We start from the raw sequence: 25,529 nt of genomic DNA, 5'->3' as shown, positions 1-25,529 counted from the left end.
TGTACTGACCTGCCTTTCTTTGGTACGGTATAGTGTATCGTTTTATTTTACATCAAGTTCGAACCAGAATTCAACACCATTGTCATAATTATTCAATCCATACTTCTGATGAAGAGACTCCATAATTGCCTTTACGATTGACAAGCCGATGCCATTCCCCCCATATTCCCTGGTATGCGCCTTATCTACTTTATAAAACTTGTCCCAGATATGCGCCACATCTTCCTCCGGGATCGGAGCTCCTGTATTAAATACGCTCACTCTTGCCTTCTCTCCATCCGAGAGGATCTTGACCTCTACTACCTTCTCCCCTCCCACATGATGGAAGGCATTGCTCATATAGTTGCGCACCACCTGCTCTGCCTTGAATTCATCCGCCCACACATATACTGGCTCCTGCTGTCGGAAGATGACCTTCGCCTCCGCCTGCTGGGCAAGGATCTCCATACTCTGAATCACGCCTCTTACAAGTTCCGTCAGGTTAAACCGCTCGAACACGATGTCTTCGTCGCCAAACTCCAGCTGGTTCAGCGTCAGCAGATTCTTTACCATCTGGTTCATCTTGGCTGCCTCATCCATGATGACGTCGCAGTAGAATTCCCTGCCTGCCGCGTCTTCATTGACTCCTTCCTTCAGTCCTTCCGCATATCCCTGGATCAGGGCGATAGGCGTCTTTAATTCATGGGAGACATTTCCCAGGAACTCGTTACGCATCTTCTCCAGTTTGTCCTTCTGCTCAATATCTTCCAGCAAACGGTTATTTGCCTTTTTCAGTTCAGATATCGTGCTCTCAAGCCGCTCTGACATTCTGTTAAAATTGGCTCCTAATTCCCCAATCTCATTGCTGCCTCCACTGGCATACTTGGCGTCAAAATCCAGATCTGCCATCTTCTCGGACAGGACCGCCAGTTCCAGAATCGGATCTGTAAGCCGCTTTGAAAAGTACCATACAAGAACCACGGATATCAGAATCAGAAGGCTGCCAATATAGATCAGGAACCGGTTGGAGACGGCGGCGCTTTCTTTGATGCTTTCCAGCGGGCTGCGCAGCAGGAATCTGCTTCCGTCGTCAAAACTTCCCCACATCTCTATATAGTCCGTCTGGTTCCACGGGTCGAAAGACTGGCTGATCTGATACTCCTTTGTGCTTTCCAGAATCTTGCTCCCCTTCTGCGCCTGGTTCAGCGAATATCCTCGCAGCTGGTTTACCAGCATATCCGAGTCATAGACATTGGTATATCCTTTTCCTGTGGCATCATTTACGATCAGGAATGAGATATTATTCTTCTCCGCCAAATGGATCATTTTCACAGACACTTCCTTGTCCTCCATCGTGCCTTTGTCCATACACTGGCTTAGTTTTTCATACATATCTATAAATTGCGTCTCTTTGTTGCTGATATAATATGGTTCCAGAAAACTGACGTTAATGATCAGAAGCAGCAGGACCATGGATGCCAGCAGGCCTATAAAGACCGTGATCATCTGCCGCTTGATTGAATGCTTCATCATGCCTCTACCTCGAATTTATAGCCCATGCCCCAGATTGTCTTGATATAGTTTCCCTTGTCGCCCAGCTTGCTTCTTAACTTCTTCACATGGGTGTCGATCGTCCTTGCATCCCCGAAATAGTCATAATTCCACACATTGTTCAATATCTTCTCCCGGGACAGGGCGATTCCCTGGTTTTCCACAAAGTAGGCCAGAAGCTCGAATTCTTTAAAACTTAAATCAATCTCTGTGTCGTCAATCTTAACCTGATGGGCCGCCTTGTCTATCATGATTCCACCCGCATCGATCACATCCCCGGTTCCAATCGCGTGGGACCTCCTTAGGATTGCTTCTACCCTGGCAACCAGAATCTTCGGGCTGAAAGGCTTAGAGATATATTCATCCACACCCAGCTCGAATCCTTGCAATTCGTCATGCTCCTCTGATCTGGCCGTCAGCATGATGATCGGCACTTGGGAAGACTGCCGGATCTCCCTGCAAGTCTGCCATCCGTCCATCCTTGGCATCATGACATCCAGGATGATCAGCGCAATATCCTTCTCCTCGTAGAAGATTTCCAAGGCCTCCATGCCATCTCCCGCCTCCCGGACGAGATAGCCTTCCCGCCCAAGGAAATCTTTTACCAGCTTGCGCATCCTGCTCTCATCATCTACGATCAAAATTTTAATTTTTTCCATATGACATAACCTCCATCCAAAGATGTTCCAATACTTTTCTTAAATCATACCAAAGAAATATGTCGTCTTTGTGAAATTACCATTTATATTATAACATAAATCATGCCTTGCGTCGGGGATAATAGTAGTGTATAGCAATATACAAGCCACTTTGGCTAGAAAGGAGTCGATCTATATGGACAAAAACCAGCAGAACACCCGTCAGGAATGTACTTGCGTCCTGGCAATGGCTGCTATTCCCATGCAGATATATGGACAGCTGTATGAACCTGAAGAGGCTTTAGCAAGAGGAACGGTCTTCAAGGAACTGGACCTTCCTTTCTTTATGGGAGGTGGCACTGATGGAAGATAGACATGCATTACTGCAGAAGATCAACGAGATCAGCTTCGTATTCAATGATCTGACCCTGTATCTGGATACCCATCCGATGGATTCAATCGCCAAGTCTGATTTCCAGCAGGCCGCATCCAAGAGGAAGGAACTGATGCAGAAATACGCGAAGGAATTCGGACCTCTGACTCTGGACTGCTCATGTGAATATCATTCCTGGGCGGAAGGGCCGACTCCTTGGGAAGGAGGGCATATTTAATGTGGACTTATGAAAAACGACTGCAATACCCGGTTAAGATATCAAAGACCTGCCCTAAGACAGCACAATTGATCATCAGCCAGTTTGGCGGGCCTGACGGCGAATTGGCCGCCTCTATGAGATATCTTTCCCAACGTTACACCATGCCATGCAAGGAAGTAGCCGGACTTCTGACCGATATTGGTACGGAGGAACTGGCACATCTGGAGATTGTCTGCGCGATCATCTATCAGCTGACCAAGGATATGTCTCCGGAAGATGCAAAGACAGCTGGATTTGATGCTTATTACATCGACCACACTTCCGGATTATGGCCGCAGGCTGCAGGCGGAATTCCATTTAATGCCTGTGAATTCCAATCCAAAGGCGATGCAATCACTGACTTGTTCGAAGACCTGGCTGCCGAGCAGAAGGCAAGGACCACTTATGACAACATCTTAAGAGTCGTTGATGACCCGGAGATCAAAGATCCCATCCGGTTCTTACGCGCAAGAGAGGTGGTTCACTTCCAGCGTTTCGGAGAAGCATTGGAAAAGACCAAAGACAAACTGGATGCAAAGAATTATTATTATGCAAATCCGGAGTTCGATAAGAAACTTTTTGGTTAGCATTCCATTCACAACTGCAAAAGGAACTGCCGCAGAATAAGCAGCAGTTCCTTTTTGCATGACATCCGCCTTAAGCAAGCGGCAGGCGCCATTTTATATCTTCTAATCACATAGCCCATTAAACAGGGCAGCCAGCATATCCACTGCTTTTTCGATACCGGTCCGGCTTACATTCAATATCACCTGGTATGTTCCCGATTTGCCCCACTCTTCTCCGGTATTGGACTCGTAATAATATCTTCTCTCCCTGTCAACCTTCTTAATCTTCTCTGCCGCCTTTCTCTCAGGCAGATCTCTGAGGGCCGCTATTCTGTGGATTCTGTCTTCTTTATCCGCGCAGATAAATACGCTGATGCATTTGGGGCAGTCACTTAAGATATAATCCGCACACCGTCCGACGATGACGCAAGGGCTTCTATCTGCCAGCCTCTTTATGATCTCAGACTGGGCCCGATAAACCCGGTCTGTCAAGGGGCGCATGTCGTCTTCTGCATTCATATAGACTGCATAGTCGCCAGGGCCTACAATATAGGATGACAGAAATCCTTCCAGTGCCGTCTCATCCGCTTCTTTGGCTTCCTTCTCGCTGATACCCAGCTCTTTTGCCGCCATTGCCACCAGATTGTGGTCGTAGAGAGGAATCTCCAGTTTCTTGGCAAGCCGGATTCCAATCTCCCGTCCTCCGCTTCCGTACTGGCGTCCAATCGTAATAATTACATTTTCTGTCATACTGCCCACTCCCTTCCTCAATCCTGCTACACCGTTTATTGTTCCTATCTATAGTATACCCTGAATCCCATAAAATTCCAATCTAAATGTAATCGCCGCACCGTCAGAACCTAAGATCCAGAAAACTGTCCATCATATATGCGCCGTCTACAGATGGATCCTCAAGCATAGCCAGAAGTTCCTGCTTCGTCGCATTGACAACAGCCCCATATCCGTACACCCCATGCTCCCTGACATATGCAAGAGCCGTCTTGTACTTCGCATCATTCAGCAGATTGACCCCGGGCGCCCCCGAATCAAAGATTCTCAAGAAGTCAGGACTGTCAAGCATGTATTGAAGCATCGATTCCACATGACTCGTATAGACTTCTGCCGGAATCTCTCCTTCCTGATACTCTTCAAGCCCAAGATATGGATATTTCGCCTGATCATAACAATCTGTAAGATCCGTACCGATAATCTCCGGACAGAATCCAAAGCCATCCGTCATGATCCCTTCCTGTTTCTCACAGGATATAAATGGAATAGAAAGATATTGGGAATCGTAGGCTTTCATAAATGCGGACAATTCTTCTGCGTTTTTCGGCTTCTTAAAGGAAACTGCCGCGCGGATCTTCAATGCCTCCGGCACATCTTTCAATTTGCTTGCCGTTTCCTCCAGACTGTCCCCGCAGTACATCTCTTCCTCCTCCACACAGTAAGTAAACGCGTTTCCCGGAACATCTGGCTGATTCCAGTTCATATCCAATCGATACAGATGATTTCTCGTCAGTTCCAGAGAATGATGGGTAATCTCTCCATTGACCTGGGTCCGTACATCCAGCGAATATCGTCCATACCCTTCCGGCCGGACTGCTACATCAGCCCTTCCCTTATCTGCACAGAACAATTCCATATAGGTTCTCATTGCTAGCGGAAATACGGAATAGACTACCGCGCTGTTACCATCAGGCGCCTCCACCGTCACTTGTTTTGATGGATTATAGAATACTCTGTCCATCAGGGGCGATAGGCCATAAATGATGAGAGGCACGATGACCAGCACGATAATAATGCTGGCGGCTATCGCATATCTCCTAAGCTTCCGCCCTACCGCCCTGGATACCTGCCGGCTCAGCCCGTCATCTTTGCCTGCCTGGTCTCCTCCTTCTTCCTCCGCGAACAGTTGGGCATCCAGCCTGCTGTCAAGATAGGATGACAATATCCGCATTTTTTCCAGGTCTTCTTCTATCTGGACACTCTCATGTTCATCTGCGTCTCCGTCCAGATATCTTTGAAATCTTTCTTCATACTTCATAGGCCCACCTTCTTTATCAATCCTCTAATAGGTTCCTTAGTCTCTGTTTCGCACGGTGCAGCATGACCCGCACATTTCCATGACTCATTCCCAGCTGCCTTGCGATATCTGCCTGGGAAAGCCCCGCAAAGTAATACAGCACGACCGCCCTTTGCTTCTGTATGATGCCTCTGCCTTCGCCATGCATCGATATACAGATTTTTTGCCACCCTTAAGAGCCAGGGAAGCACTGCATCCTGTGACAGTTCCATTGAACATAAGGCTTTCAGAAATGTCTCCTGTATCAGATCTTCTGCCACCCCCTTTGTACTATTAACGTATCAATATCTATAATGTTACACCCATATTAGAAAAGCAACCCGAAGGGTGCCTTATATATTAAACTCTTACATGGATAACAACGATTCCCAGCACAAATACCGCTAACTGCAATACAAATACGAGATATTGCGCAACCCGCATATGAGCTAAGGAAAAACCATCTATTCCTTCTCTTTGAAGTTCTTCGGGCAACAAATCTATAATCTTCCTTATCGTTTCCGAACTCTTCTTTTGCCTGGCCAGATTTCCTATATTTACAGGGACAAATATCAGTGCCAATATAATGCCGCAAAGTGAAAACATCCAATCCTTAAATGGTAGTTCCTGGCTGATTCCAAAATACGTCTTCAGATAAGGCAGCATAATAATCACAAATGATATAAATGATGTCTTATACAGCGTTGCCAGCATTGTCTGATCCCTATACTTCCATTCTTCCATATAAATACTTAACATAGCGATTCTTTCCGAATTTGATTTCGTTTTTTTTCATAATTCCTCCATCCCATTCCCCAAGACCAACATTGATAAACTTATTATCATAATATCCCTTATTCCGACATTCTTCAACCGAAAGCCCTCTTATACCTTTTCTAATGGTGTTGGCCGGCCGGTTCTATACTCACGCCATATTTCATAAAGTGGTAATTATATCAATAGATTTTTAGGAGGATGTATTATGAGCAATATTCGATACAATATCCACGCAAATCCCAACTCTATTCCAGTCATTCACTCCAATTGGTATCCTAACGTCGCTGTCTCGGAAAAGAACCTGCGTTATGCGCATATTCTTATGCCTGACTTTGCCTCTGCTGCCAGCGAGATGACGACCGTGCACCAATACCTGTTCCAGTCCTGGACGATCAGCAACGATTATCAAGGCATCCGGCGGCTGATCCAACGGATGGCCGTAGTGGAACAGCATCATTTCTCCATACTCGGCCAACTCATCACCCTGCTTGGGGCCCAGCCGGAATGCCGCTCTTCAGAACCTGAATCGTACTGGTGTGGCGATATGGTAAACTATAGCTGCGACGTTCGGACGCTGCTATCAATAAATGCCGAGTCCGAACGATTTGCCGCTAAGGCGTATGCAGACCAGGCACAAGAAATCAAGGATCCGCTTGTATCGAAGATGCTTGCCAGGCTGTCGCTTGATGAGGAACTGCATTGCAAGATCTTTAGCGATTTCTTGGCACAGATTTAATGCTTATATTATTACATAAAAAAAGCGCCGTAACTACGGCGTTTTTTTAGTGGACCTGGCGGGAGTTGAACCCGCGTCCGAAAGCCCATCCATCAAAGCATCTCCCATCACAGTCATTATATTGACATTCCCTCCATCAGCCGCCTAATGACAGGCTGCCGACTTTAGTAGCTTCATAAGTTCTTCCATTCCCTCAAAGCTTTGGAAACGAAGTGCTCCGCCTGTTTGAAGCCGGTGACCCAGACGGCGGAAGATCCGGGGCCGACTGCCGCCTAATTAGGCAGCGTACGCTAATTCTCTATTGTCTGCGTTTATATTTAATTGGAACTTTTAACGTAGTGTCCCGCTACGGATGGCTTCTCCAACTTCCAGACCCCCGTCGAAACCAGTACAAGCCCTGATCATTCGCTGTACTACTGGCTCGCAGACATCTCTTGTCGTTATCATTATATATAGCATTGCCCCAAATGTCAAATCTTAATCCCAATTTCCTTATATCACCAGCGAAACCGCGCAATATGCAAGAAGCAGCGCAAGAAACACGTTCACCGCACGCCTGTAGCGCACGATGATCTTCTGGAACAAAGAGCCGAACACCGTCCAGCATCCATTCTCCACAAATGCCATCCATGACAAAAAGACAGAAAAGGCGATTAGATACATCGGTTTTTTATAGTAAGGAAGAATAAACGTCGTGAACGCCGTTACGCCATATAAGATGGTGTTTGGATTGACAAACTGGAGTACTATCCCCTTCACAAAAAGGTTCCCGGGCTCCTTTTCTCCCGCTTCCTCTTCTTTTCCTTCATCTTTCAGCGTCTGGAAAGCAAGCCAAAGGATATAAGCCGCGCCTACCCATACCAGGATCTTCTGTATCGGCGGAAACACTTCCAGCACAGCCAGGCCAAATATGCCGCAAAGCAGCATTACCGCAAACACGCCCACCGCAATACCCAAATTAAAGCGGATCGCCTTTCTTAACGGATATCGGCTGGCATTGGATAAGGATAAAATTGCATTGGGCCCCGGCGATATATTGGCAACGACTACATACGTCAAAAATGGAATCGTGTTAAACATTCTATTTCCCTCCGGCAAAGATGATACTGCTTGCATTCTATCATACTCCTCCGCCTTCGCCTAGCCCAATGACGCATATTCTTCTTCCTGCCTGCATGCAGGATCCTATATCGCTTAGAATTCTTTATATTCTTCCGGCAGATTTATGGTATCACATTCGTCGCCCATCTTGATATTCCATATTGTGGTGCCCTTTTTTGGCCGCTGCTTTGCAAAGTCGGATTCAGGATCCTGGGCTGATAGTAGATATAAGGTAAAATTGTCTTCTACGGAACTGTCAAAAAAAGACTTTTTTAAGCAGGTGGGACTCCGCGTCAAACCATAAAGTCCATTCCTTTTCTTTTAGTTCCATATATTTATCCAGTTCTTCCTGGTATGTATCCGCGTCCGCCACTTTCGCGTCATCTATCATTTCCTTATAGTCCGCTCGGTCTGTTAGCCTTTCAAAGCCTGGGTCCGTTACTTTTACTTTGATCGCCTTTTGCCCATCCAGGGTCTCTTCTCCCTCCTCTTTGATTTTGGCCTTATCCGAGATTTCCAGTTTTCTGCCGTCTATATATAGATTTGCCAGATCCTCTGAAACAGTTTCTTTATAAAATTGATCCTGTTCTTTATATTTGTAAATCTCAAAAGCCTTTGCGCCTTCCATTCCAAAAAACATAGAATACTCGTCCCTGTTATCTCCTGGTCCCTCCTTCGTTCCAATATTGCTGGCTAAATGATTCTTTTTGTCCATGATGACAGTCTCATCCTTAACCAGTTTTCCTTCTGAAACCGTTGTGTCTTCCTTAATATCTATCTGCCTCATGTCTTCGTTATTGTACCGGTTTATTTCTTCCATGATCCATTCTGGCGCGTCCGACGTTTTTTTCTCCTGAGCCTTTCCTGCACAGCCGCATAAAAGAATTGCGGACCAAAGAAGAATATTGATATATATGCATCGTTTCATTTCCCGTTCCTCCTTTCTTAAAACATCCACTATTTAAAATACTGTAGCAGTATTTTGCTTTTATATTATAATATATTTTCTATTTATTCACAATATTATCTGCTAATTTTTCAATAATATATCTAAATCAATTATTATTGTCAAACTTTTAATGTCTGTAATCAATAAAACCAGAAATTTTTGATTATGATATGCAGACTCTTAATTGTAAAACTATTTGGTACAAATAAATGCGATATAGTTATAACTTGCTTTTACTTCCACTTTACAATACCAGGCTAAATGAAAGCAAAAATGAGATCTATTTAATAATACTGGGAAAAGGTGGAAGCCGGATGATGATATGCCTGAAAAAAATCAAGTATATCCACAGATTGTTTTTATATGGACTCATAGAGCAATAATAAGATGAGCGGCGGATGCAGCCCAGGCACACTGTGTGGGCTGCATCCGCCGGCTATGGCTTGTCATCTTCTGCCGCACAAAGCAGAGAGCATGGAATCTTTCTTAAAGTGAATCGAATAGAAAATTTACCAGTATCTCAAGTTTTTCTATATCAATCCATTTTAATGTGTCATTTTCCGTATGGAGCACATGGTCTGTCAATTCAAATATTCCACTGGAGGTAACAGCAATTGCCGGGACTCCAGAAAAGGCAAACAACGTATGATCCCCTTGAGGCCATGGCTCTATCTGTTCAAAACCTCCTGTTTTTTCGGCAAGCGATGATATATTGTCTGCCAGTTTTTCAGGACATTCATAAAAGGAGTATGTGATATTATTTTCCTTGATGCCTACGCCGTCAATATTATAAGCGCAGACGTATTCCTCCGGATTGGAAAGATGAGTGCTCAGATACAGCATCTCTCCTGGATTGGAATAATAATCTTCTCCGTTAAATAAAACAAATTCGATGCGATACGGAAACTCTCTTCCTGACAATTTCTCCGCCAGTGCAAGCAATACGGCTACGCCTGAAGCATTGTCCAGAGCGCCTGGCGTTCCCGGCTTGGTATCAATATGCGCCGAAATGCAGACTTTATGTTCCCCGTTTCCATAGGTGGCAATAACGTTGGCCGCTTTTGCCGGACATCTTTTTGTTTTTAGCGTAAGGGCAGCATAATCACCGCTGCGAAGTTCGGGCAGGCTCTCTGGCAGAACGACCGCGCATGGGACTTCAAAATCTCCATCCTCAATCATCGGCACAAAGCGTTCCGGAAAAAGGCTGACCGTAAGTACTGCCAGCGCCCTTCCATTTTCCAGCAGGGATATTGTTTCTTTATGCTCATCCGGGTTCCAGAACACAAAACTCTTTGGCATAAGCGGCTCCGAAGCCAAGGCATCGCACAGCAAGACGATTTTCCCTTTGATTTCCGCCGTCCGAAGTTCTTCCAGAGAATGGATACGGATCAATTCTCCCTGCAAGTCACAGTTAAGGGAATATGGGGCAGGGGCCATAGGGATATCCTGTCCTTCCACCGTAAGAGTCCCTCCATCTTCTCTCCAATCCATGCAGTCAAATTCCTGTTTTGAGACACTAAGTCCAAATCGCTCGAATTCCCCACAGGCATATTCTACTGCCGCACGATTCGCCTCTGATCCGGTCGGGCGAGCGCCGATTTCTTCACAAAGCATTCGTAAGTGCCCTTCCATTCTTTTTTTCATCTCCATATTCACATCCTCCTGTTTTATTGTTGTCACCATCATAACAAAAGGAATAAAGCAGCGCTTGACTTTCCTTGCGGCGTGATTAAATCTCCCTGACAGGCCTGGCCTCGATATATCCTCTCCATCCTTGGGGATCCAGCTGAAAACGCGGCGCAGCTTCATCAGCCCACTCATAGCCTGACTGTCCCGGGTCATAATGATCTATGGCTTCTGACATCCCGGTGATCACCTCTTGAAAGTGAATGTCATCATAAGGCGCGCTTTGGAATATCATCATCATACATTCTGGCAGATCAATGAGATCAAAGCCCTCCGGTATTTGGCCTTTGTAATCCGCAGGCACTTCAACTCCCTGGGCATAACTTGACGTGCCCGGCAGACGCAAAGACTCCGGGAGCCATAAGCCGATCGGTTCATACAATGCTTCCTTCACGCTGCAAAGCAGCCCCCAGATATCGCAGCCAACTTCTTCGCAGTAGGAAAAATAATCATGACCGCTTACGCTCCGTCTCAACAGTAGTTTTCGTTTTGGGAAGTTGCGGACCTGAATAAAAAGTTCTTTAGCAAGTGGCTTTGCTTCCTCTTGAACATCTCTTAGCCAATAATAATAATCTCGTATAGGCCATGGATGAAAAAGATAAATGGGCGGCGTGGCCTTCTTATATTCGTTGGGAGTCATGCCAAACTGCTTGCGAAATGCTCTGGTAAATCCTTCGTGACTGTCAAAGACGAAATCCATTGCAACATCTACAACTTTCAGATCTTTATCACGCAGTTCCATTGCTGCTTTCGAGAGTCTGTACATGCGGATGTACTCAAACGGAGTCTTGCCCGTAAGTTCCTTAAAAATCTTCGCGCAATGCCATGGCGAGTAGCCTGCGTTTTTGGCAAGCGCATGCAGCGTGATAGGCTCGTCTAGATGTTCTTCAATATAACTTTGCATTTGTTGAACGGCATTGATTTGTTCCCAGTTTTCCATGATTTTCCTCCTGTATTCCACAGCATAATATGTACAGTTTTTATTGAGTTTATCACTTTATGGAAAAAATGTCTTGACTTAGATTGCTATATAAATATGGAAAATAATAGTTACTATCGTGCACATGGAAAGAAATGACTATACATTATACTTATGCTAGAATATAGTTAATAGATAAAAGAGAAAGAAACTGTTGAGGTTAATTTGAAGAGGTGAGAAGATGATAACGGGATACTATTGTACAAATATTTTTTCTGAGCAGGCACAAGAACTTATTGAATTCTATAGGGATATATTAGAAATACCTTTTATCAGGACTGATGTGGACAGTACAAATGGGGTTTATCTTGGCTTTATAGAAAACGCGCCCACTCTTTGTATATGGGATTGTAAAGCATTTAATGCGCCGCCAACTGGATATCAATCATTTGTTTTTCAAGCAGAAAATCTCGATTCCACGATGGTATGCTTAAAAGAAAAAGGAGTTACGCTATCTGATCCCATTAGATATGATTGGGGAACCTATGAAGTCCGCTTAAAGGATCCTGACGAAAACGAAGTAGTAATCGTTGAATTTACGTAACCTACAAATTCCATTTTATTGATAGCAATAAAATGTACAGATTAAAGGCATATGTCAAAACGACATATGCTATTTTTAATTAAAGGAATACAGGATGAATAATATAAATTTATAGAATATCTAAGAGAGATGCGCCTGTCTAATAATTTTAAAATTATTAGCACTCACCTATTGACAGTGCTAATAATTTGTGTTATATAATAACTATAACAAATAAAACAAATCAAAAATAAAGATAAATCAAGGAGGAATGACTTATGTTACTTGCAAACAGAGGTTTTAACAATTTATTCGATGATATGTTCAAGGATCCATTCTTTACCCGTCCATACGACAACTCATCTTCACAGATTATGAAGACGGACATTCATGACAAGGACGGCAATTACATTATTGAAATGGAACTTCCGGGATATGCCAAAGAAGACATCAAGGCAGACTTAAAGGACGGTTATCTTACAATCACCGCTAATAAGAGCGAGTCCAAGGAAGAAAAGGATGCCAAAGGTAATTGCATCCACAAGGAACGCTATACCGGAACTTGCAACAGAAGTTTCTATGTAGGCGATGCCCTGACTCAGGAGGACATTAAAGCAGCATTTAAAGATGGAATCCTCAGGCTTCAGTTCCCAAAAGAGATTCAGAAGCAGGAAGAGCAGCCAAAATTAATTACGATTGAATAACTTTTAATATAGAGGGACCAGGTCCCACGCTCTCAGGGGAATTTCCCCTTTTTCATATAAACATCCTGAATATTAATATAAAAAGGCAGCCGCGCATCATCTGATTGATGGCGGCTGCCTTGATTTTCAAGCCTTAATTCTTTAATATTTTTATCTGGCCGATCACCGGCAATTCTTTTCTTTCCCCTTTGCATGCATACACGATCCCGACGATCATAAACACAAACAGCACCAGGCTGCAGATATCAAAGATCCATGAGAACCAGCTGCCTCCAAAATTAATCATAGAATGGAAGCCCCAGAGCCATCTGCCGTCCAGCAGATCTACGAGTATGGATGCTATAAAAAGCACCAGCCCTTGATTGGTATGGAACTTTACATAGGGAGACTGCTTGTTTCCCGCAATAAGTGGTACGAATACCAGAATCCCTAGATATGACAAGACCCCCATTACCTTATTCTGGCTTACATCGTCCTGCTGGAAGAATTCTCCTGCCCTTCCGTTCTGCTGCTGGCCCGAATAACCTTGCTGATTGTTCTGCTGGTATGTATAGCCCTGCTGGCTATTCTGCTGGTATGTATAATCCTGCTGGCCGTTCTGCTGGTATGTATAGCCTTGCTGGCTGTCCTGCTGCTGGCCTGCCCCCGGCATCACCGGAATCTTTGCGCCGCACTGCGGGCAGTATTGCACACCGTCGTTCACTTTCGCTCCACATTTTACACAATAAGCCATTTCTATTTCTCCTTTTTCTTCTAGTATATTTATTGTGAATCTTCCAATCCCAATATCTCAGCAAGAACTTCGATTATGATTTCATTGGTGCATGACTTTATATATCCCATCATGTGCAGGGATATCTCGTCCTGCTTCTGGGCCTCCGTCAATGATTCATCATGCTTGGTCTGGTCGATCAATTGTATCAGCTGGGGAGTCAGTTCTTCGTAAGTCTCTATTGTCGTCTGAGAAACCATATTTCTTAATTCTTCCTTGCTTCTTGGTACCATCTTCTTCCTCCTAACCCAGATTCCGGACCTTGAAGTCTCTCTGTGCTTCCCTTTGCTGGTCCTTCCTGGCAATATCTTGTCTCTTGTCATATAATTTCTTGCCTTTTGCAAGCCCGATCTCGACTTTTACCAGGCTTCCTTTAAAGTACACCTTAAGAGGCACAATTGCAATACCCTTCTCCTTAGTCTTGCCAAGAAGTTTATTGATCTCAGACTTATGTAAGAGAAGCTTGCGTACCCGCAAAGGATCTTTATTGAATATATTTCCCTTTTCATAAGGGCTGATATGCATTCCATAGATATATACCTCGCCATTCTCAACGCGGATAAATGCCTCTTTGATGCTGCATTTGCCCATGCGGAGGGACTTTACTTCAGTCCCATGCAGGGCAATGCCGGCCTCATAGTTCTCCAGAATGAAATAATCATGGTATGCCTTCTTATTATTGGCTATCATCTTACCATTCGTCTTCGCCATCTTCCAACTCTCCTTCATCTGCAATCTCAAAATCAATGGTCCTAAGAAGCCTGTCCGCATCCATTACGCGGACGGATATCTTCTGGCCCAGCTTATATACCTTATGCCTGCGGGTTCCCACCATCTCGTACCGTTCCTGCTGATACTCGTAATGGTCATCCACCATGTTGATGACATGAACCAGGCCTTCGACCGTATTAGGGAGTTCTACATACATTCCCCATTTCGTAATGCTGGATATCACGCCTTCAAACACTTCTCCGATATGCGCCTGCATATACTCTACCTTTTTAAGCTTGATGGTTTCACGCTCGGCCTCGTCTGCCCTGCGCTCCATCTCGCTGGAGTGCTTGGTCACTTCCGGGAGTATCCCCTGGTAATGCTCTATTCTCTTTGCGTCCATCCGCCCCCGCAGATTATCCTTGATGATCCGGTGGATCTGAAGATCCGGATAACGCCTGATGGGCGAGGTGAAATGCGTATAATAATTAGCAGCAAGGCCAAAATGCCCGGTATTCTCCGGCGTATATCTGGCCTGCTTCATAGAACGAAGCGCCAGCCTGCTGATCAGGGCCTCCTCTGGAGTCCCCTCCACCTTGCCCAGCAGTTTCTGCACTTCCTTAGGCTTTACTTCGTTGGCTCCCACATGCATGGAATATCCAAAATTATTGATAAATGTCGCCAGCGTGCGGATCTTATCATCATCCGGCGCCTCATGGGTACGGTAAACGAAAGGAAGTTCCTGCCAGAAATAATCTTCCGCCACCGTCTCGTTGGCAAGAAGCATGAAATCCTCAATCATCTTGGTTGCTACATTACGCTCGTATGGACGGATTTCTACCGGCTTTCCATTCTCATCCAGCACCATCTTCGTCTCCGGGAAGTCGAAATCAATCGATCCCCGCCTTTTCCTCTGTTCCCGCAGGATGCCAGAAAGTTCCTGCATCTGTTCAAACATAGGCACCAGCTTCTCATACCTTTTTATCTCGTTTGCGTCCCGGTCTTCCAGAATCTTCTTGACGCTTGTATAACTCATTCTTTCGTCCACATGAATGACGGTCTCCGCTATCTCATGGGCTATCACCATGCCCTTGGGATTTACCGTCATGATGCAACTGAGGGCCAGCCTGTCCTCTCCTGCGTTCAAAGAGCAGATGCCATTGGAAAGGGCATGGGGCAGCATCGGGATTACCCGGTCTACCAGATACACGCTGGTGCCCCGCTCAAGCGCCTCCCGGTCGATTGCGCTGTTCTCCTGGACATAGTTGGTCACATCTGCGATATGAACCCCCAGGATATAGTTCTCCCCATTCTTAACCACGGATACTGCGTCATCCAGATCCTTGGCATCCTCTCCGTCGATCGTCACCATCTGCCAGTCCCGGATATCCTTTCTCCCTGCCCTGTCGGCATCGGATACGTCTCTGGCCGCACGCTGCGCCTGGTTTAATATCTTTTCCGAGAATTCCACCGGCAGATCATATCCCTTCACGATCGACAGGATGTCTGTGCCAGGATCATTGATATGGCCGATGATTTCTACTACTTTCCCCTCAGGCTTCTTTTGCGGTCCGCCGTAGGAAGTCAATTCCACCACGACTTTATGCCCTTGCACAGCGCCATTGGCCTTTTCCACTGGCACAAAGATATCATGCGGAAACTTCTGGTTATCAGGCTTGACGAATCCAAAACTCTTATTCGGGTTCCCCTGATACAGTCCAACCAGATGGGTGATTCCTCTCGATAGGATTCTTACGATCTTGCCTTCCCGGCTTCTGCCCTGAGGCTCCTTTGTTATGACGAGTTCTACCTGGTCGCCTTCAAAAGCTCCGCCCGCATCTTCTTCCGCCACGAATATATCCGAAGCCTCGCCGGGAACCGTAACGAATCCAAACCCTTTCAGGCTGGCGCGATAAACGCCTTGAATCCTCTTAGCCTCGCCTTTTAAGTACTTTCCTTTCTGCGAAAGATAGATCTTGCCCTCTGCCTCCAGCGCCTCAAGGATCTCCCTGAGTTCATTCCTCTGATCTTTTGGAACCTGCAGAAGCATGGCAAGTTCTTTGAACTTCATTGGCACGTATAAATCATCACAGATCAAGTCATAGATGACCTTTTTTCTTTTTTCAATTGTCTTGTCCATCTCTTACAAGTCCTCCATCTTATACACAAAGAGACACTCCCATACAGGAGTGTCCCACCATTCTCATAAAAATATGCTTTATCTTATGCAAATACTTTTAAATTCAACACTGCTGCCAGTACAATAAACAGAATCGCCAGGAACTTCGTTGACTTCACCAGCGCGCCCTCCATAGAACGGCCTTTGTTCTGCCCCCAGTAAGTATCAGCCATACCGCTGATGGTACCAAGCCCCGCTGACTTACCTTCCTGCATTAACACGATTGCCGTTAACGCGATGCAGTCTATTGCAAATATGATCATTAAAATCGTCTTTAATATCTCCACTTTTTACACCTCCTGCGGATAAACCATATTTATTCTAGCACAGGAGACAAGATATAGCAAGGAAAATCTAGGCTATTTAAGGAAGATTCTGGATGCCCTGGGCGCTCCTTTTTCTGGATGCGATCACCAGGGCTGCTGCCATGAAAGCCCCCAAAAGGGACAGGAGTTTTCCAAAGCCAGCGCCTGGGGCATGATAGACAATCTCAACCTGATGGCGTCCTTCGCTTATGGGAAATCCGAGAAATGCCGTATTGACCTTCCTGGCCCTGGTCTTCTTCCCGTCCACCGTAATATCGAAGTTCTTGTCATATGGAATCGTAGTGATGAAATATCCATCTTCCTTCACCTGGATCGTTCCCGCAATCTGATTCCCTTTCGTCTGTTTCTTGTCAGCCTCGAACACAGACTGATACAGAGTCTCCCCGGCCCCTTCATCCCAGTTTGTTCCATAGCAGGAAATATCTGAGATATCGTAATCCCCTTTTCCTAATTTCAAAGAGGCTTCCTGCTGCCCTTGGGCCAGTTCTACCGTGTAGGTAAAGGTCGTATTTCCATTATAGTAGACATGCTCTCTGGAAGACAACTTATTCCTTACGCCTTCCAGCCAGATCGCCACGTCCTTATTGGGTCGGCCATTGTTTACTTTGAATTGGAGAAAGAGGATGTTATCTCCCCCTTCCAGCCCGGATATGGGAACCTTTATCGTGGCTGCCTGATCCGCCTCTATGTGGTAGCCGCTGGCATTTTTCTTAATCTTTAGATATTCTCTTTTCAGTTCCGGTATGGCAAATTCTTTCTCATTGGCCCCTTCTGCCATCTGTCCCGCCTCCCTGGCTTCCTGCTCTCCTATGCCTTGTTCCACCACTGCATATTCTGCAAGCGCCGTCTGGTTATACGGAAATGCCAGCTTATCATACTCCTTCCTGGATATATAGCGGTTCGTAGCATAGGCAACAGGCGAGACCTTGGTGTTCCGGTAAATCTTCACTCCTTCCGATGACTTCGCCAGTTCATATCCTAACGGCGCCTGATCCCCGATTACATATCTGACGCCCATAAAGGAACGATATAGCGGATTCCGGGAAACAGACTGCATCAGGCTGTTCCTATAGGGCTGCTCCACCTGATACGTCTTCTTACGGAATTCATCATAAGCGGCGTTATATGCCGAAGAATAGATGGAGGAAATGTTCTGCCCCATACTTTGGATCCGGTTAAGGTCCGCCGCATTCTCCTCTTCATCTCCCGCCTGCTCAATCCGGTAAAAGCCCGGATCATCCTTTTGGATCTCCTCGATCTCCCGGGCAATCTTAGAATCCGTAACCTTCTGATAGAAATCCCCATCTTCAATCTGCCTGGATATCTTATGAAATACTCCGTTAAACAGGATCAGGAACGCAAGCGACGGTATCAGGATTAATACTGGCGGCAGCCTCCTGTCCTTGTAATAATAAAAAGCGAACAGGACCGCCATAAGTATTCCATCCGCCATGACAAACTGCCAGTATCCTTCGTATTCTTCCTGTCCTCTTCCCAGATATAAAAGCAGGATTGTGATCAGGTAAGGAGCCATCCCTTTGAGAAAAGAAATCTCTCTATTTCCAAGTTTCTTCAGGTAGACAGCCATCATATAGCAGATCAGCGGAAGAAACGGAATGAATACTTTGTCCCGTATATACAGGCCACCGTTCAGCAGATACGCGAACATTGGTATGGCAAACACCAGGGCGCATCCATAAGAGAGCACTCGCTCGCTGGTTTTCCTATAGGTCAGGCTGGTTATCAGCATGGTTATGGCAATGGTTGCAAGGCCCATGCCATAAGGCGTATATACGAAACGGAATATCGGAGCCTGTGGTATCAGCAGGGATGCCAGACTCATGCTTTCCTTTCCTCCCCTGCCTCCGCCAAGGGCCATCGCCGCCGGAACCAAAAGGAGGCCGCCCAGAAGCACGGCTGACAGCATCGGCATGAGGAACCGGATGCCGTCCGTAAGGAACGTCCGTAATCCAAATCTCTTTGTCTCAAAATATCTATGCATCCCATAGATTGCCAGAGAGAGCATTCCCCCGATGCTAAAGTAGAAACTGTTCATAATCATCAGGAATACCCCTGCAATATAAAGCCCGCATCTTTTCTTCTCAAAATAAGCATCAACCCCCAGAAATGCCATGCATAAAAAGGGCATATAACTGACGAACATTACCTGGCTGTAAGAATGAAATATCATAGGGGAAGCAAGCAGATACAACATCGATACCGTAACACAGACGCTTTTTTGAAATCCTCTTTTATCCAGCCATTCATAGAGAAGGCAGACTGCCGCCATCAGGCTGATAATGCTGGCTGCCATCACATAATCGCCCATCTTCACAAAGGGAAGCGCATAAGATAGAAGTATTACAGGATTGTACAGCCCATAATACGCAAAATTGTATATGTTCTGGCCTCCGCCAAGGTTCATGGCAAATTCCGGAAATAGACTGCCGGTCTCATAAAACTGCTGGCGGAAATAGTCCGGTATTACGCTGTGCTGGCTGATCCAGTCTACTTTCGAGCCGAATATCCCATACTGCCCTACAAACAGCCAGCACAGAAGCAGCGAGATTCCCGCGAACAGCACGTACCATTTCAGCCTGGAGCGGATCATAACTCCCCTCCATCCTTGTCATCGCTGGAATCCTTTAAAATGAATATAGGGCGGCGCTTCGTCTCCAGATACGTCTTGGACAGATACTGCCCTACGATGCCTGTGCAGAATAACTGGATGCCGCCTACCATAAAAATAATGCACACCAAGGACGGCCAGCCTGATACAGGGTCTCCCCAGATCAGCGTCCGGACAACTATTACTACGATCATCAAAAATGATATCAGGCAGAACAGCACTCCCGCGATCGAGGCCAGGGAGAGCGGCGCCACCGAGAACCCGGTAATTCCTTCCAGCGAATACAGGAACAGCTTGCGCACGGACCATTTAGTCTCCCCTGCCGCCCGTTCGACATTCTCATATTCCAGCCACTTGGTACGAAATCCTACCCATTGGAAGATGCCTTTCGAAAAACGGTTGTACTCGCTCATTTCCAACACCGCATCCACCATCTTGCGCTTCATCAGCCGATAATCCCGCGCGCCATTTACAATCTCCGTCTTGGAGATCCGGTTGATAAACTTATAAAAACTTTCGGACAGGAAAGACCGGATCTTTGGCTCTCCTGTCCGAGTGGAACGCTTCGTTGCCACACTGTCATATTCTTCATTTTCCAGAATCCCGTACATCTTGGGCAGCAGCGACGGAGGGTCCTGCAAGTCCACATCCATGATGGCCACATAGTCCCCCTTCGCATTGCCAAGGCCGGCATAGATAGCCGCCTCTTTTCCAAAATTTCTGGAAAAGGACAGATACCTGCACCGTTCATCCCTTTCATTCAAACTCTTTAATATTCCAAGCGTGCGGTCGGTAGAACCGTCATCTACAAATAGCAATTCGAATTCTGCCATATCCATCTGCTCCATAACCTTGGTCATGGCTTCATAATAGACCGGCAGCGCCTCTTCTTCATTAAAACATGGTATGATAACCGAAATCGTATGCATATTACCACCTCCTGGTTCTCATCTTACGCCTTAAATCTTAAGATTCTCTTTATGATAAACAAAATATTTCTTTAGATTTCTAAAGAAAGCTGAAAATCTTACAGCGCATCCAAAGTTCCAAAAGGATCTTCATATACTGCGATATCTCCCAGACGCTCTTCAATCCTGAGCAGCTGGTTGTATTTGGACACCCGCTCCGAACGGCACGGAGCCCCGGTCTTGATCTGTCCGGCATTAAACGCGACCGCGATATCCGCTATGATAGGATCAGCGGTCTCGCCGGAACGGTGGGATATGATCGTTTTGTAGCCTGCCTTCTGAGCCATCTCAATCGCATCGAAAGCTTCTGTGAGCGTTCCAATCTGATTGACCTTGATCAGGATGGCATTGGCCACTTCCCGTTCAATTCCCTTCTTAAGCCTTCTGGTGTTGGTGACAAACAGGTCATCCCCCACCAGCTGCGTATCCAAGCCCATCCTGGTGGTCAGTAGTTCCCATCCTTCCCAGTCCTCTTCATCCAAAGGATCTTCGATGGAGGCAATCGGGAATTCTTCCGCAAGTTCTTCATAATAATCGATCAGTTCTTCCACTGATCGGATAACTTTATGGCCGTGCATCCTGCCTTCGCCTTCAAACACGTATTTCTTGAAACTCTTATCGTATAATTCCGTGGCTGCTACGTCCAGCGCAATGACGATGTCTTCTCCCGGCTTATATCCGGCCTTTGTGATGGCTTCCGTGATGAATCGCAGGGCTTCCTTGGCATCCGGAAGATTCGGCGCGAATCCGCCCTCATCTCCCACCGCCGTGCCGTATCCCTGGTCTTTTAAGAGTTTCTTCAACACGTGGTATATCTCTGCGCACATTCTAAGGCCTTCCTTGAAGCAGCAGGCGCCAGTGGGCATGATCATGAATTCCTGGATATCAATGGTATTATCCGCATGCTTGCCGCCATTCATGATGTTCATCATTGGCACCGGCATCTTCTTGGCATTGGTACCGCCCAGATAAGCATACAGCGGCATATGCAGCGCGCCTGCTGCCGCCCTGGCCGCTGCCATGGACACTCCCAGCATGGCATTGGCACCGAGATGAGACTTATTCTGGGTACCATCCAGCTGCAGCAGGATGGCGTCAAGGGCCGGCTGTTCAAATACGTTCACGCCAATCACTGCCGGTGCGATCTTGGCATTCACATGGTCTACCGCCCTCTCCACTCCAAGGCCGCCATACCGCTCTTCCTTATCCCTGAGTTCTACTGCCTCATACTGTCCGGTAGAGGCGCCGGACGGCACGCTGGCCCTCCCTAGGTATTCGTCCCCTGCCAGCACTTCCACTTCTATAGTCGGATTCCCACGGGAATCTAAGATTTCTCTTGCGTATACATCCGTAATCGGTAAATACTTATACATCGCTTATCTCCTCCTTCGTGGAGGATATTATGTGTAATTAATGTTTTTCTAATGCAATAATGGACTAATATAGCCTTCTGTATATTTCTGCCATCTGCTGCCAGGAAAACTTGACATAACTCTGGTTCAGAAGCCTGGTCTGGCTCTTTTCCACGCTTTTCGCGAATTCTTCTATCTCTCCTTCTTTCATTCCATATTCACGGAGCTGCCTGCGGGCGATGATCACATTCAATAATTTTTCCAGTTCCTGGTATGCCAGGCTCTCATCGCAGCCAAGCAGGCCTCCAAGGAAATGGTTTAACTGCCTGATCTTCCCATCCGGATTCAACTGCTGATAGGTCTCGAACACGGCCACCAGGAACTGATAATTGGCCTCCCCATGCGTCACATGGTAGACGCCGCTCAGCGGATAGGACATAGCGTGGACCGCGCCAGTACCCGCATTCCCAAATGCGATTCCCGCCAGGTTGCTGGCCGTCAGGAAATCATCCAGCAGTTCCATGCGGTATTCCTTCCCGTGTTCGGCCATCTTGCGAAAGCCTCCCACGATCATCTCCATGGCCTTCATGCTGAACATCTCCGTATACAGATTCGCCTTCGGAGAAACGTAAGACTCTATCGCATGGATGAAAGCGTCAATCGCGCTTGTGGCAAAGAACGAGTATGGAAGTTCCCGCAAAAGTTCCGGGATCAGCACTGCCTCATCCGCATAGATCTCATCCACTGCCAGCCCAAGCTTGGTATGTAGATTCGTCAGTTCTGCAATGGATACATTGGATACCTCTGATCCAGCGCCGCAGGTAGTTGGAACCGCGATCAGCGGGCGCGCCTTCTTAAGCGGCACTTTCCTAAGAAAAATATCTTCCGTCTTATATGTCCCCTCAAGCACCAGGATCTTTGCCATATCGATGACCGCGCCGCCTCCGATGGCTACAATCCTCTTACACTGTGTCTTCGCGAAATCTTCCATCAGCCCGTCTACCATGGCATCCGTGGGTTCGCCTTTTCCATACTGGCTTTTGTATACTACATGCGCCTCCAGCGAAAGCGGCGCAAAATACCGTTCGTAAATGCTTTTGCTCGCCAGAATGAAATCATCCTTTCCTAACTGATACTCTTCCACAAATTGCCGTACATCTTCAAACTTCTGAATTCTTGATTTCTGCTGAAATATTTTCATCTCTTCGCATCTCCTTGCTTACATTATTCTTCTTCCAATATAGCATGAATCCGTTGACATTTCTACACGGCAGATTTACAATGCAGACAAAGGAGGGAATTATGAAAACGAAATTAAAAAGTTTCTTCTTATTAACCTTCAGTACCATAATAATGGCAGTAGGCATCTACTTCTTTAAATTCGCCAACAACTTTACGTTTGGCGGAATCACAGGACTTGCGGTCCTGGTAGCGAAGACAGGCCGAATCTCCGCCAGCGACTTTACGTTCATTGCCAACATGGTGCTTCTTGCCATCGGCTTCGTGGTCCTTGGCAAGAAATTTGCGGAAAAGACAGCCTACTGCAGCATCCTTTTGTCTGTCACCTTATCCGTATTGGAACGGCTGTATCCACTGAACCAGCCGCTTACCGATCAGCCGGTGCTGGAACTGGCTTTTGCCATCGCGCTTCCTTCCCTTGGCTCTGCCGTGCTCTTTAATATCGGCGCGTCCAGCGGGGGAACGGATATCATTGCCATGATCATGAAAAAATATACCAGCACGGATATTGGAAAGGCGCTTTTGATCACTGACTTTATTATTACCCTTGCAGGCTGCTTCGTATTCGATATCGAGACCGGGCTTTATTCTTTTCTGGGACTAGCCGTCCGCTCCTTTATGATTGACGGCTTTATTGAAAGTTTGAATCTATCCAAGTATTTTAACGTAGTGTGCACAAGTCCCAAGCCGATCTGCGACTTTATCAAGGATGACTTGCATCGAAGCGCCACCATTGTCCTGGCCCAAGGCGCGTTCTCCGGCGAGGACAAATATATCATCTTTACGGCGCTTAATCGGATCGAGGCCGTCAAACTCAGGAATTTTATTAAGGAAAATGCGCCGGACGCGTTCCTTCTTATCTCCAATACCAGCGAGATCATAGGAAAAGGGTTCCACTCTATCTAGAGCGGAACCCTTATTTGTTCACTTATTTGTTCACTTTTTATGCTTTCATATCCTACTCAGCAACAAGGCCTTGCGATTTGATCACATCGACGACCTGGCCCACATATTTGGCGCAAAGTTCATCCGTGGCCGCTTCTACCATTACCCGGATCACCGGCTCGGTTCCGCTCTCCCTTACCAGGATGCGTCCGTCATCTCCCAGTGCCTCTGCCACTGCGTCAACTGCTTTCATGACCTCTGGATTCTCCCGTGCCGTCTTCTTATCTGCCACCCGCACGTTCTGAAGCAATTGCGGATAGATCTTCACATCCTCGGCAAGCTTGGAGAGGCTTAACTTCTTCTCCAGCATGACTTCCATGATCATAAGGGAGGTGAGGATGCCGTCTCCCGTGGTTGCATGCTTGCTGAAAATGATATGTCCAGACTGTTCCCCTCCAAGAGAGAAGTTATTCTGAACCATATTTTCATAGACGTACTTATCGCCCACCGCAGTCTTCTCATATTTCAGGCCTACCTTGTCACAGGCTTTGTATAACCCCAGGTTGGACATGATCGTAGTGACAATGGTATCTCCGTTGAGACGTCCGTTCTCCTTCATATACTTGCCGCATACATATAAGATCAAATCTCCGTCTATCACATTGCCGTTCTCATCCACCGCGATGCAGCGGTCCGCGTCTCCATCAAAGGCGAATCCCACATCCAGATGATTCTCCTTTACATACTCCCTCAGCACCTCGATATGGGTGGAGCCGCAGTTCGTATTAATATTGGTGCCATCCGGCTCGCAGTTGATCACAAAAGTCTTTGCCCCCAATGCATCGTAAACGCTCTTTGCAATGGCAAACGCGCTTCCATTGGAACAGTCCAGGCCCACCTTCTTATCTTCAAATGACCGGGTAGCCAGGGAGATCAGGTAGCCTATGTAACGGTTTCTTCCTGCCGCATAGTCTACGGTACGGCCAATCTCCTCCTTCTTGGCAAGCGGCAGCTCGCCCATCTCGCCATCTATATAGCGTTCTATCTTTTCTTCTACTTCAGCCTCCAGCTTATGTCCTTTTCCGTTGATCACCTTGATCCCATTATCATAGAAAGGATTGTGGCTGGCAGAAATCATGATTCCACAGTCAAAATTCTCCGTCCTTGTCACATAGGATACGCTTGGCGTCGTCGTAACGTGGAGCAGATACGCATTTGCTCCGGATGCCGTAAGTCCCGCAACCAGCGCATACTCGAACATGTAGCTGCTTCTTCTGGTATCCTTTCCGATCACGACCTTGGCCTTATGATCCTGGCCGTAGTACCATCCAAGAAACCTTCCCACTTTGAATGCATGTTCAACCGTCAATACCTCATTGGCTTCCCCGCGGAATCCATCTGTTCCAAAATATTTTCCCATAGCAATACTTCTCCTTCAAATCATTTGCCATATTTACCGATTTTTTTGCACTATCAGCATTCACACCTTTACTATTATATATTTTTTTTACTTTATATACAACCCAAATGTAAAAAAATAACGTCAAAAGGGGCCGTAACATTGTCAAAAGCATTACGTCCC

At 46.4% G+C, this 25,529-nt stretch carries 27 protein-coding genes and 1 other RNA gene; 7 read left to right on the top strand and 21 right to left on the bottom strand.

Annotated elements, in window-relative coordinates:
- Nucleotides 1-42: 42 nt before the first annotated feature.
- On the bottom strand, nucleotides 43-1,509 hold the full coding sequence (locus K0036_RS05620) for a sensor histidine kinase (protein ID WP_025644553.1): 1,467 nt from the start codon (nucleotides 1,507-1,509) through the stop codon (nucleotides 43-45).
- A complete protein-coding gene (locus K0036_RS05615; RefSeq protein WP_025644555.1) occupies nucleotides 1,509-2,189 on the bottom strand; it encodes a response regulator transcription factor in 681 nt (226 codons plus the stop codon). Before K0036_RS05615 ends, K0036_RS05620 begins: the two co-directional genes overlap by 1 nt.
- Before the next feature lie 175 nt (nucleotides 2,190-2,364).
- On the opposite strand from K0036_RS05615, the gene K0036_RS05610 reads away from it, so the two are divergent.
- Genes K0036_RS05610 through K0036_RS05600 form a run of 3 tightly spaced genes read left to right on the top strand, consistent with a single transcriptional unit; the run spans nucleotide 2,365 to nucleotide 3,387 of the window.
- Nucleotides 2,365-2,541: a spore coat associated protein CotJA gene (locus tag K0036_RS05610; protein ID WP_081702121.1), complete on the top strand. Its 177-nt coding sequence runs from the start codon at nucleotides 2,365-2,367 to the stop codon at nucleotides 2,539-2,541.
- Nucleotides 2,531-2,779: a spore coat protein CotJB gene (locus K0036_RS05605; RefSeq protein WP_004605638.1), complete on the top strand. Its 249-nt coding sequence runs from the start codon at nucleotides 2,531-2,533 to the stop codon at nucleotides 2,777-2,779. Before K0036_RS05610 ends, K0036_RS05605 begins: the two co-directional genes overlap by 11 nt.
- Complete coding sequence (locus tag K0036_RS05600; RefSeq protein ID WP_025644557.1) at nucleotides 2,779-3,387, top strand: manganese catalase family protein; 609 nt, start codon at nucleotides 2,779-2,781, stop codon at nucleotides 3,385-3,387. The genes K0036_RS05605 and K0036_RS05600 overlap by 1 nt, the downstream gene beginning before the upstream one ends.
- 102 nt (nucleotides 3,388-3,489) lie before the next feature.
- Here the strand turns inward: K0036_RS05600 and K0036_RS05595 are convergent, their stop codons facing one another.
- The 4 genes from K0036_RS05595 to K0036_RS05575 all read right to left on the bottom strand — a co-directional run bounded on the left by K0036_RS05595 (nucleotide 3,490) and on the right by K0036_RS05575 (nucleotide 6,190).
- Entirely contained in the window at nucleotides 3,490-4,116 is a 627-nt protein-coding gene (locus K0036_RS05595) for an AAA family ATPase (RefSeq protein ID WP_025644559.1), read from the bottom strand.
- Nucleotides 4,117-4,219: 103 nt separating this feature from the next.
- Nucleotides 4,220-5,413: an anti sigma factor C-terminal domain-containing protein gene (locus K0036_RS05590; protein WP_220430925.1), complete on the bottom strand. Its 1,194-nt coding sequence runs from the start codon at nucleotides 5,411-5,413 to the stop codon at nucleotides 4,220-4,222.
- Between the two features lie 16 nt (nucleotides 5,414-5,429).
- The gene (locus K0036_RS05585) at nucleotides 5,430-5,600 is read right to left on the bottom strand and encodes an RNA polymerase sigma factor (protein ID WP_220430924.1); all 171 of its coding nucleotides are present in this window, start codon (nucleotides 5,598-5,600) and stop codon (nucleotides 5,430-5,432) included.
- A gap of 191 nt (nucleotides 5,601-5,791) precedes the next feature.
- Complete coding sequence (locus K0036_RS05575; protein ID WP_220430923.1) at nucleotides 5,792-6,190, bottom strand: hypothetical protein; 399 nt, start codon at nucleotides 6,188-6,190, stop codon at nucleotides 5,792-5,794.
- A gap of 340 nt (nucleotides 6,191-6,530) precedes the next feature.
- Here K0036_RS05575 and K0036_RS05570 point away from each other — a divergent pair, with 340 nt between their 5' ends.
- Nucleotides 6,531-6,944, top strand: a complete 414-nt coding sequence (locus K0036_RS05570) for a ferritin-like domain-containing protein (RefSeq protein WP_244095276.1) — start codon at nucleotides 6,531-6,533, stop codon at nucleotides 6,942-6,944.
- Between the two features lie 47 nt (nucleotides 6,945-6,991).
- Here K0036_RS05570 and ssrA read toward each other — a convergent pair.
- The 5 genes from ssrA to K0036_RS05545 form a co-directional block, all read right to left on the bottom strand.
- Nucleotides 6,992-7,342, bottom strand: a transfer-messenger RNA (tmRNA) gene (ssrA, locus tag K0036_RS05565).
- Between the two features lie 94 nt (nucleotides 7,343-7,436).
- Entirely contained in the window at nucleotides 7,437-8,060 is a 624-nt protein-coding gene (locus K0036_RS05560; RefSeq protein WP_227056882.1) for a LysE family transporter, read from the bottom strand.
- Nucleotides 8,061-8,301: 241 nt separating this feature from the next.
- Nucleotides 8,302-8,973: a hypothetical protein gene (locus K0036_RS05555; protein WP_220430922.1), complete on the bottom strand. Its 672-nt coding sequence runs from the start codon at nucleotides 8,971-8,973 to the stop codon at nucleotides 8,302-8,304.
- A gap of 507 nt (nucleotides 8,974-9,480) precedes the next feature.
- Nucleotides 9,481-10,644, bottom strand: coding sequence for a M28 family peptidase (locus K0036_RS05550; protein WP_220430921.1), 1,164 nt, complete (start codon nucleotides 10,642-10,644; stop codon nucleotides 9,481-9,483).
- A gap of 79 nt (nucleotides 10,645-10,723) precedes the next feature.
- Nucleotides 10,724-11,620 carry a helix-turn-helix transcriptional regulator gene (locus K0036_RS05545; RefSeq protein WP_025644689.1) on the bottom strand — a complete coding sequence of 299 codons (897 nt, stop codon included), beginning with the start codon at nucleotides 11,618-11,620 and terminating at the stop codon, nucleotides 10,724-10,726.
- A gap of 220 nt (nucleotides 11,621-11,840) precedes the next feature.
- Between K0036_RS05545 and K0036_RS05540 the strand changes: the two genes are divergently transcribed.
- Nucleotides 11,841-12,203 carry a VOC family protein gene (locus K0036_RS05540; RefSeq protein WP_025644691.1) on the top strand — a complete coding sequence of 121 codons (363 nt, stop codon included), beginning with the start codon at nucleotides 11,841-11,843 and terminating at the stop codon, nucleotides 12,201-12,203.
- A 257-nt stretch (nucleotides 12,204-12,460) separates the two neighbouring features.
- Entirely contained in the window at nucleotides 12,461-12,886 is a 426-nt protein-coding gene (locus tag K0036_RS05535) for an Hsp20/alpha crystallin family protein (protein ID WP_025644693.1), read from the top strand.
- 133 nt (nucleotides 12,887-13,019) lie between these two features.
- On the opposite strand, the gene K0036_RS05530 is transcribed toward K0036_RS05535, so the two are convergent.
- The 9 genes from K0036_RS05530 to K0036_RS05490 all read right to left on the bottom strand — a co-directional run bounded on the left by K0036_RS05530 (nucleotide 13,020) and on the right by K0036_RS05490 (nucleotide 23,024).
- Nucleotides 13,020-13,619: a zinc-ribbon domain-containing protein gene (locus tag K0036_RS05530; protein ID WP_025644695.1), complete on the bottom strand. Its 600-nt coding sequence runs from the start codon at nucleotides 13,617-13,619 to the stop codon at nucleotides 13,020-13,022.
- A 29-nt stretch (nucleotides 13,620-13,648) separates the two neighbouring features.
- Complete coding sequence (locus K0036_RS05525; protein ID WP_004605632.1) at nucleotides 13,649-13,891, bottom strand: hypothetical protein; 243 nt, start codon at nucleotides 13,889-13,891, stop codon at nucleotides 13,649-13,651.
- 10 nt (nucleotides 13,892-13,901) lie between these two features.
- Nucleotides 13,902-14,369 carry an SsrA-binding protein SmpB gene (gene smpB, locus K0036_RS05520; protein WP_154322358.1) on the bottom strand — a complete coding sequence of 156 codons (468 nt, stop codon included), beginning with the start codon at nucleotides 14,367-14,369 and terminating at the stop codon, nucleotides 13,902-13,904.
- Nucleotides 14,350-16,509, bottom strand: a complete 2,160-nt coding sequence (gene rnr / locus K0036_RS05515) for a ribonuclease R (RefSeq protein WP_173694765.1) — start codon at nucleotides 16,507-16,509, stop codon at nucleotides 14,350-14,352. The genes smpB and rnr overlap by 20 nt, the downstream gene beginning before the upstream one ends.
- Before the next feature lie 83 nt (nucleotides 16,510-16,592).
- Nucleotides 16,593-16,835: a preprotein translocase subunit SecG gene (gene secG, locus K0036_RS05510; protein WP_025644700.1), complete on the bottom strand. Its 243-nt coding sequence runs from the start codon at nucleotides 16,833-16,835 to the stop codon at nucleotides 16,593-16,595.
- Between the two features lie 76 nt (nucleotides 16,836-16,911).
- On the bottom strand, nucleotides 16,912-19,485 hold the full coding sequence (locus K0036_RS05505) for a YfhO family protein (RefSeq protein WP_220430920.1): 2,574 nt from the start codon (nucleotides 19,483-19,485) through the stop codon (nucleotides 16,912-16,914).
- Nucleotides 19,482-20,432, bottom strand: a complete 951-nt coding sequence (locus K0036_RS05500) for a glycosyltransferase family 2 protein (RefSeq protein ID WP_025644703.1) — start codon at nucleotides 20,430-20,432, stop codon at nucleotides 19,482-19,484. The genes K0036_RS05505 and K0036_RS05500 overlap by 4 nt, the downstream gene beginning before the upstream one ends.
- A 98-nt stretch (nucleotides 20,433-20,530) precedes the next feature.
- The gene (gene eno / locus K0036_RS05495; RefSeq protein ID WP_220430919.1) at nucleotides 20,531-21,844 is read right to left on the bottom strand and encodes a phosphopyruvate hydratase; all 1,314 of its coding nucleotides are present in this window, start codon (nucleotides 21,842-21,844) and stop codon (nucleotides 20,531-20,533) included.
- A gap of 64 nt (nucleotides 21,845-21,908) precedes the next feature.
- Complete coding sequence (locus K0036_RS05490) at nucleotides 21,909-23,024, bottom strand: 4-hydroxybutyrate dehydrogenase (RefSeq protein WP_025644707.1); 1,116 nt, start codon at nucleotides 23,022-23,024, stop codon at nucleotides 21,909-21,911.
- Nucleotides 23,025-23,125: 101 nt separating this feature from the next.
- On the opposite strand from K0036_RS05490, the gene K0036_RS05485 reads away from it, so the two are divergent.
- Complete coding sequence (locus tag K0036_RS05485) at nucleotides 23,126-23,968, top strand: YitT family protein (RefSeq protein ID WP_025644709.1); 843 nt, start codon at nucleotides 23,126-23,128, stop codon at nucleotides 23,966-23,968.
- Nucleotides 23,969-24,020: 52 nt separating this feature from the next.
- On the opposite strand, the gene glmM is transcribed toward K0036_RS05485, so the two are convergent.
- A complete protein-coding gene (glmM, locus tag K0036_RS05480) occupies nucleotides 24,021-25,367 on the bottom strand; it encodes a phosphoglucosamine mutase (protein WP_025644711.1) in 1,347 nt (448 codons plus the stop codon).
- Nucleotides 25,368-25,529 lie beyond the last annotated feature (162 nt).

Source organism: [Clostridium] scindens (assembly GCF_019597925.1).
GTDB lineage: Bacteria > Bacillota > Clostridia > Lachnospirales > Lachnospiraceae > Clostridium_AP.
The sequence above is the reverse complement of the archived record's forward strand: the minus strand, read 5'-3'. Positions and strand labels throughout refer to the sequence as shown.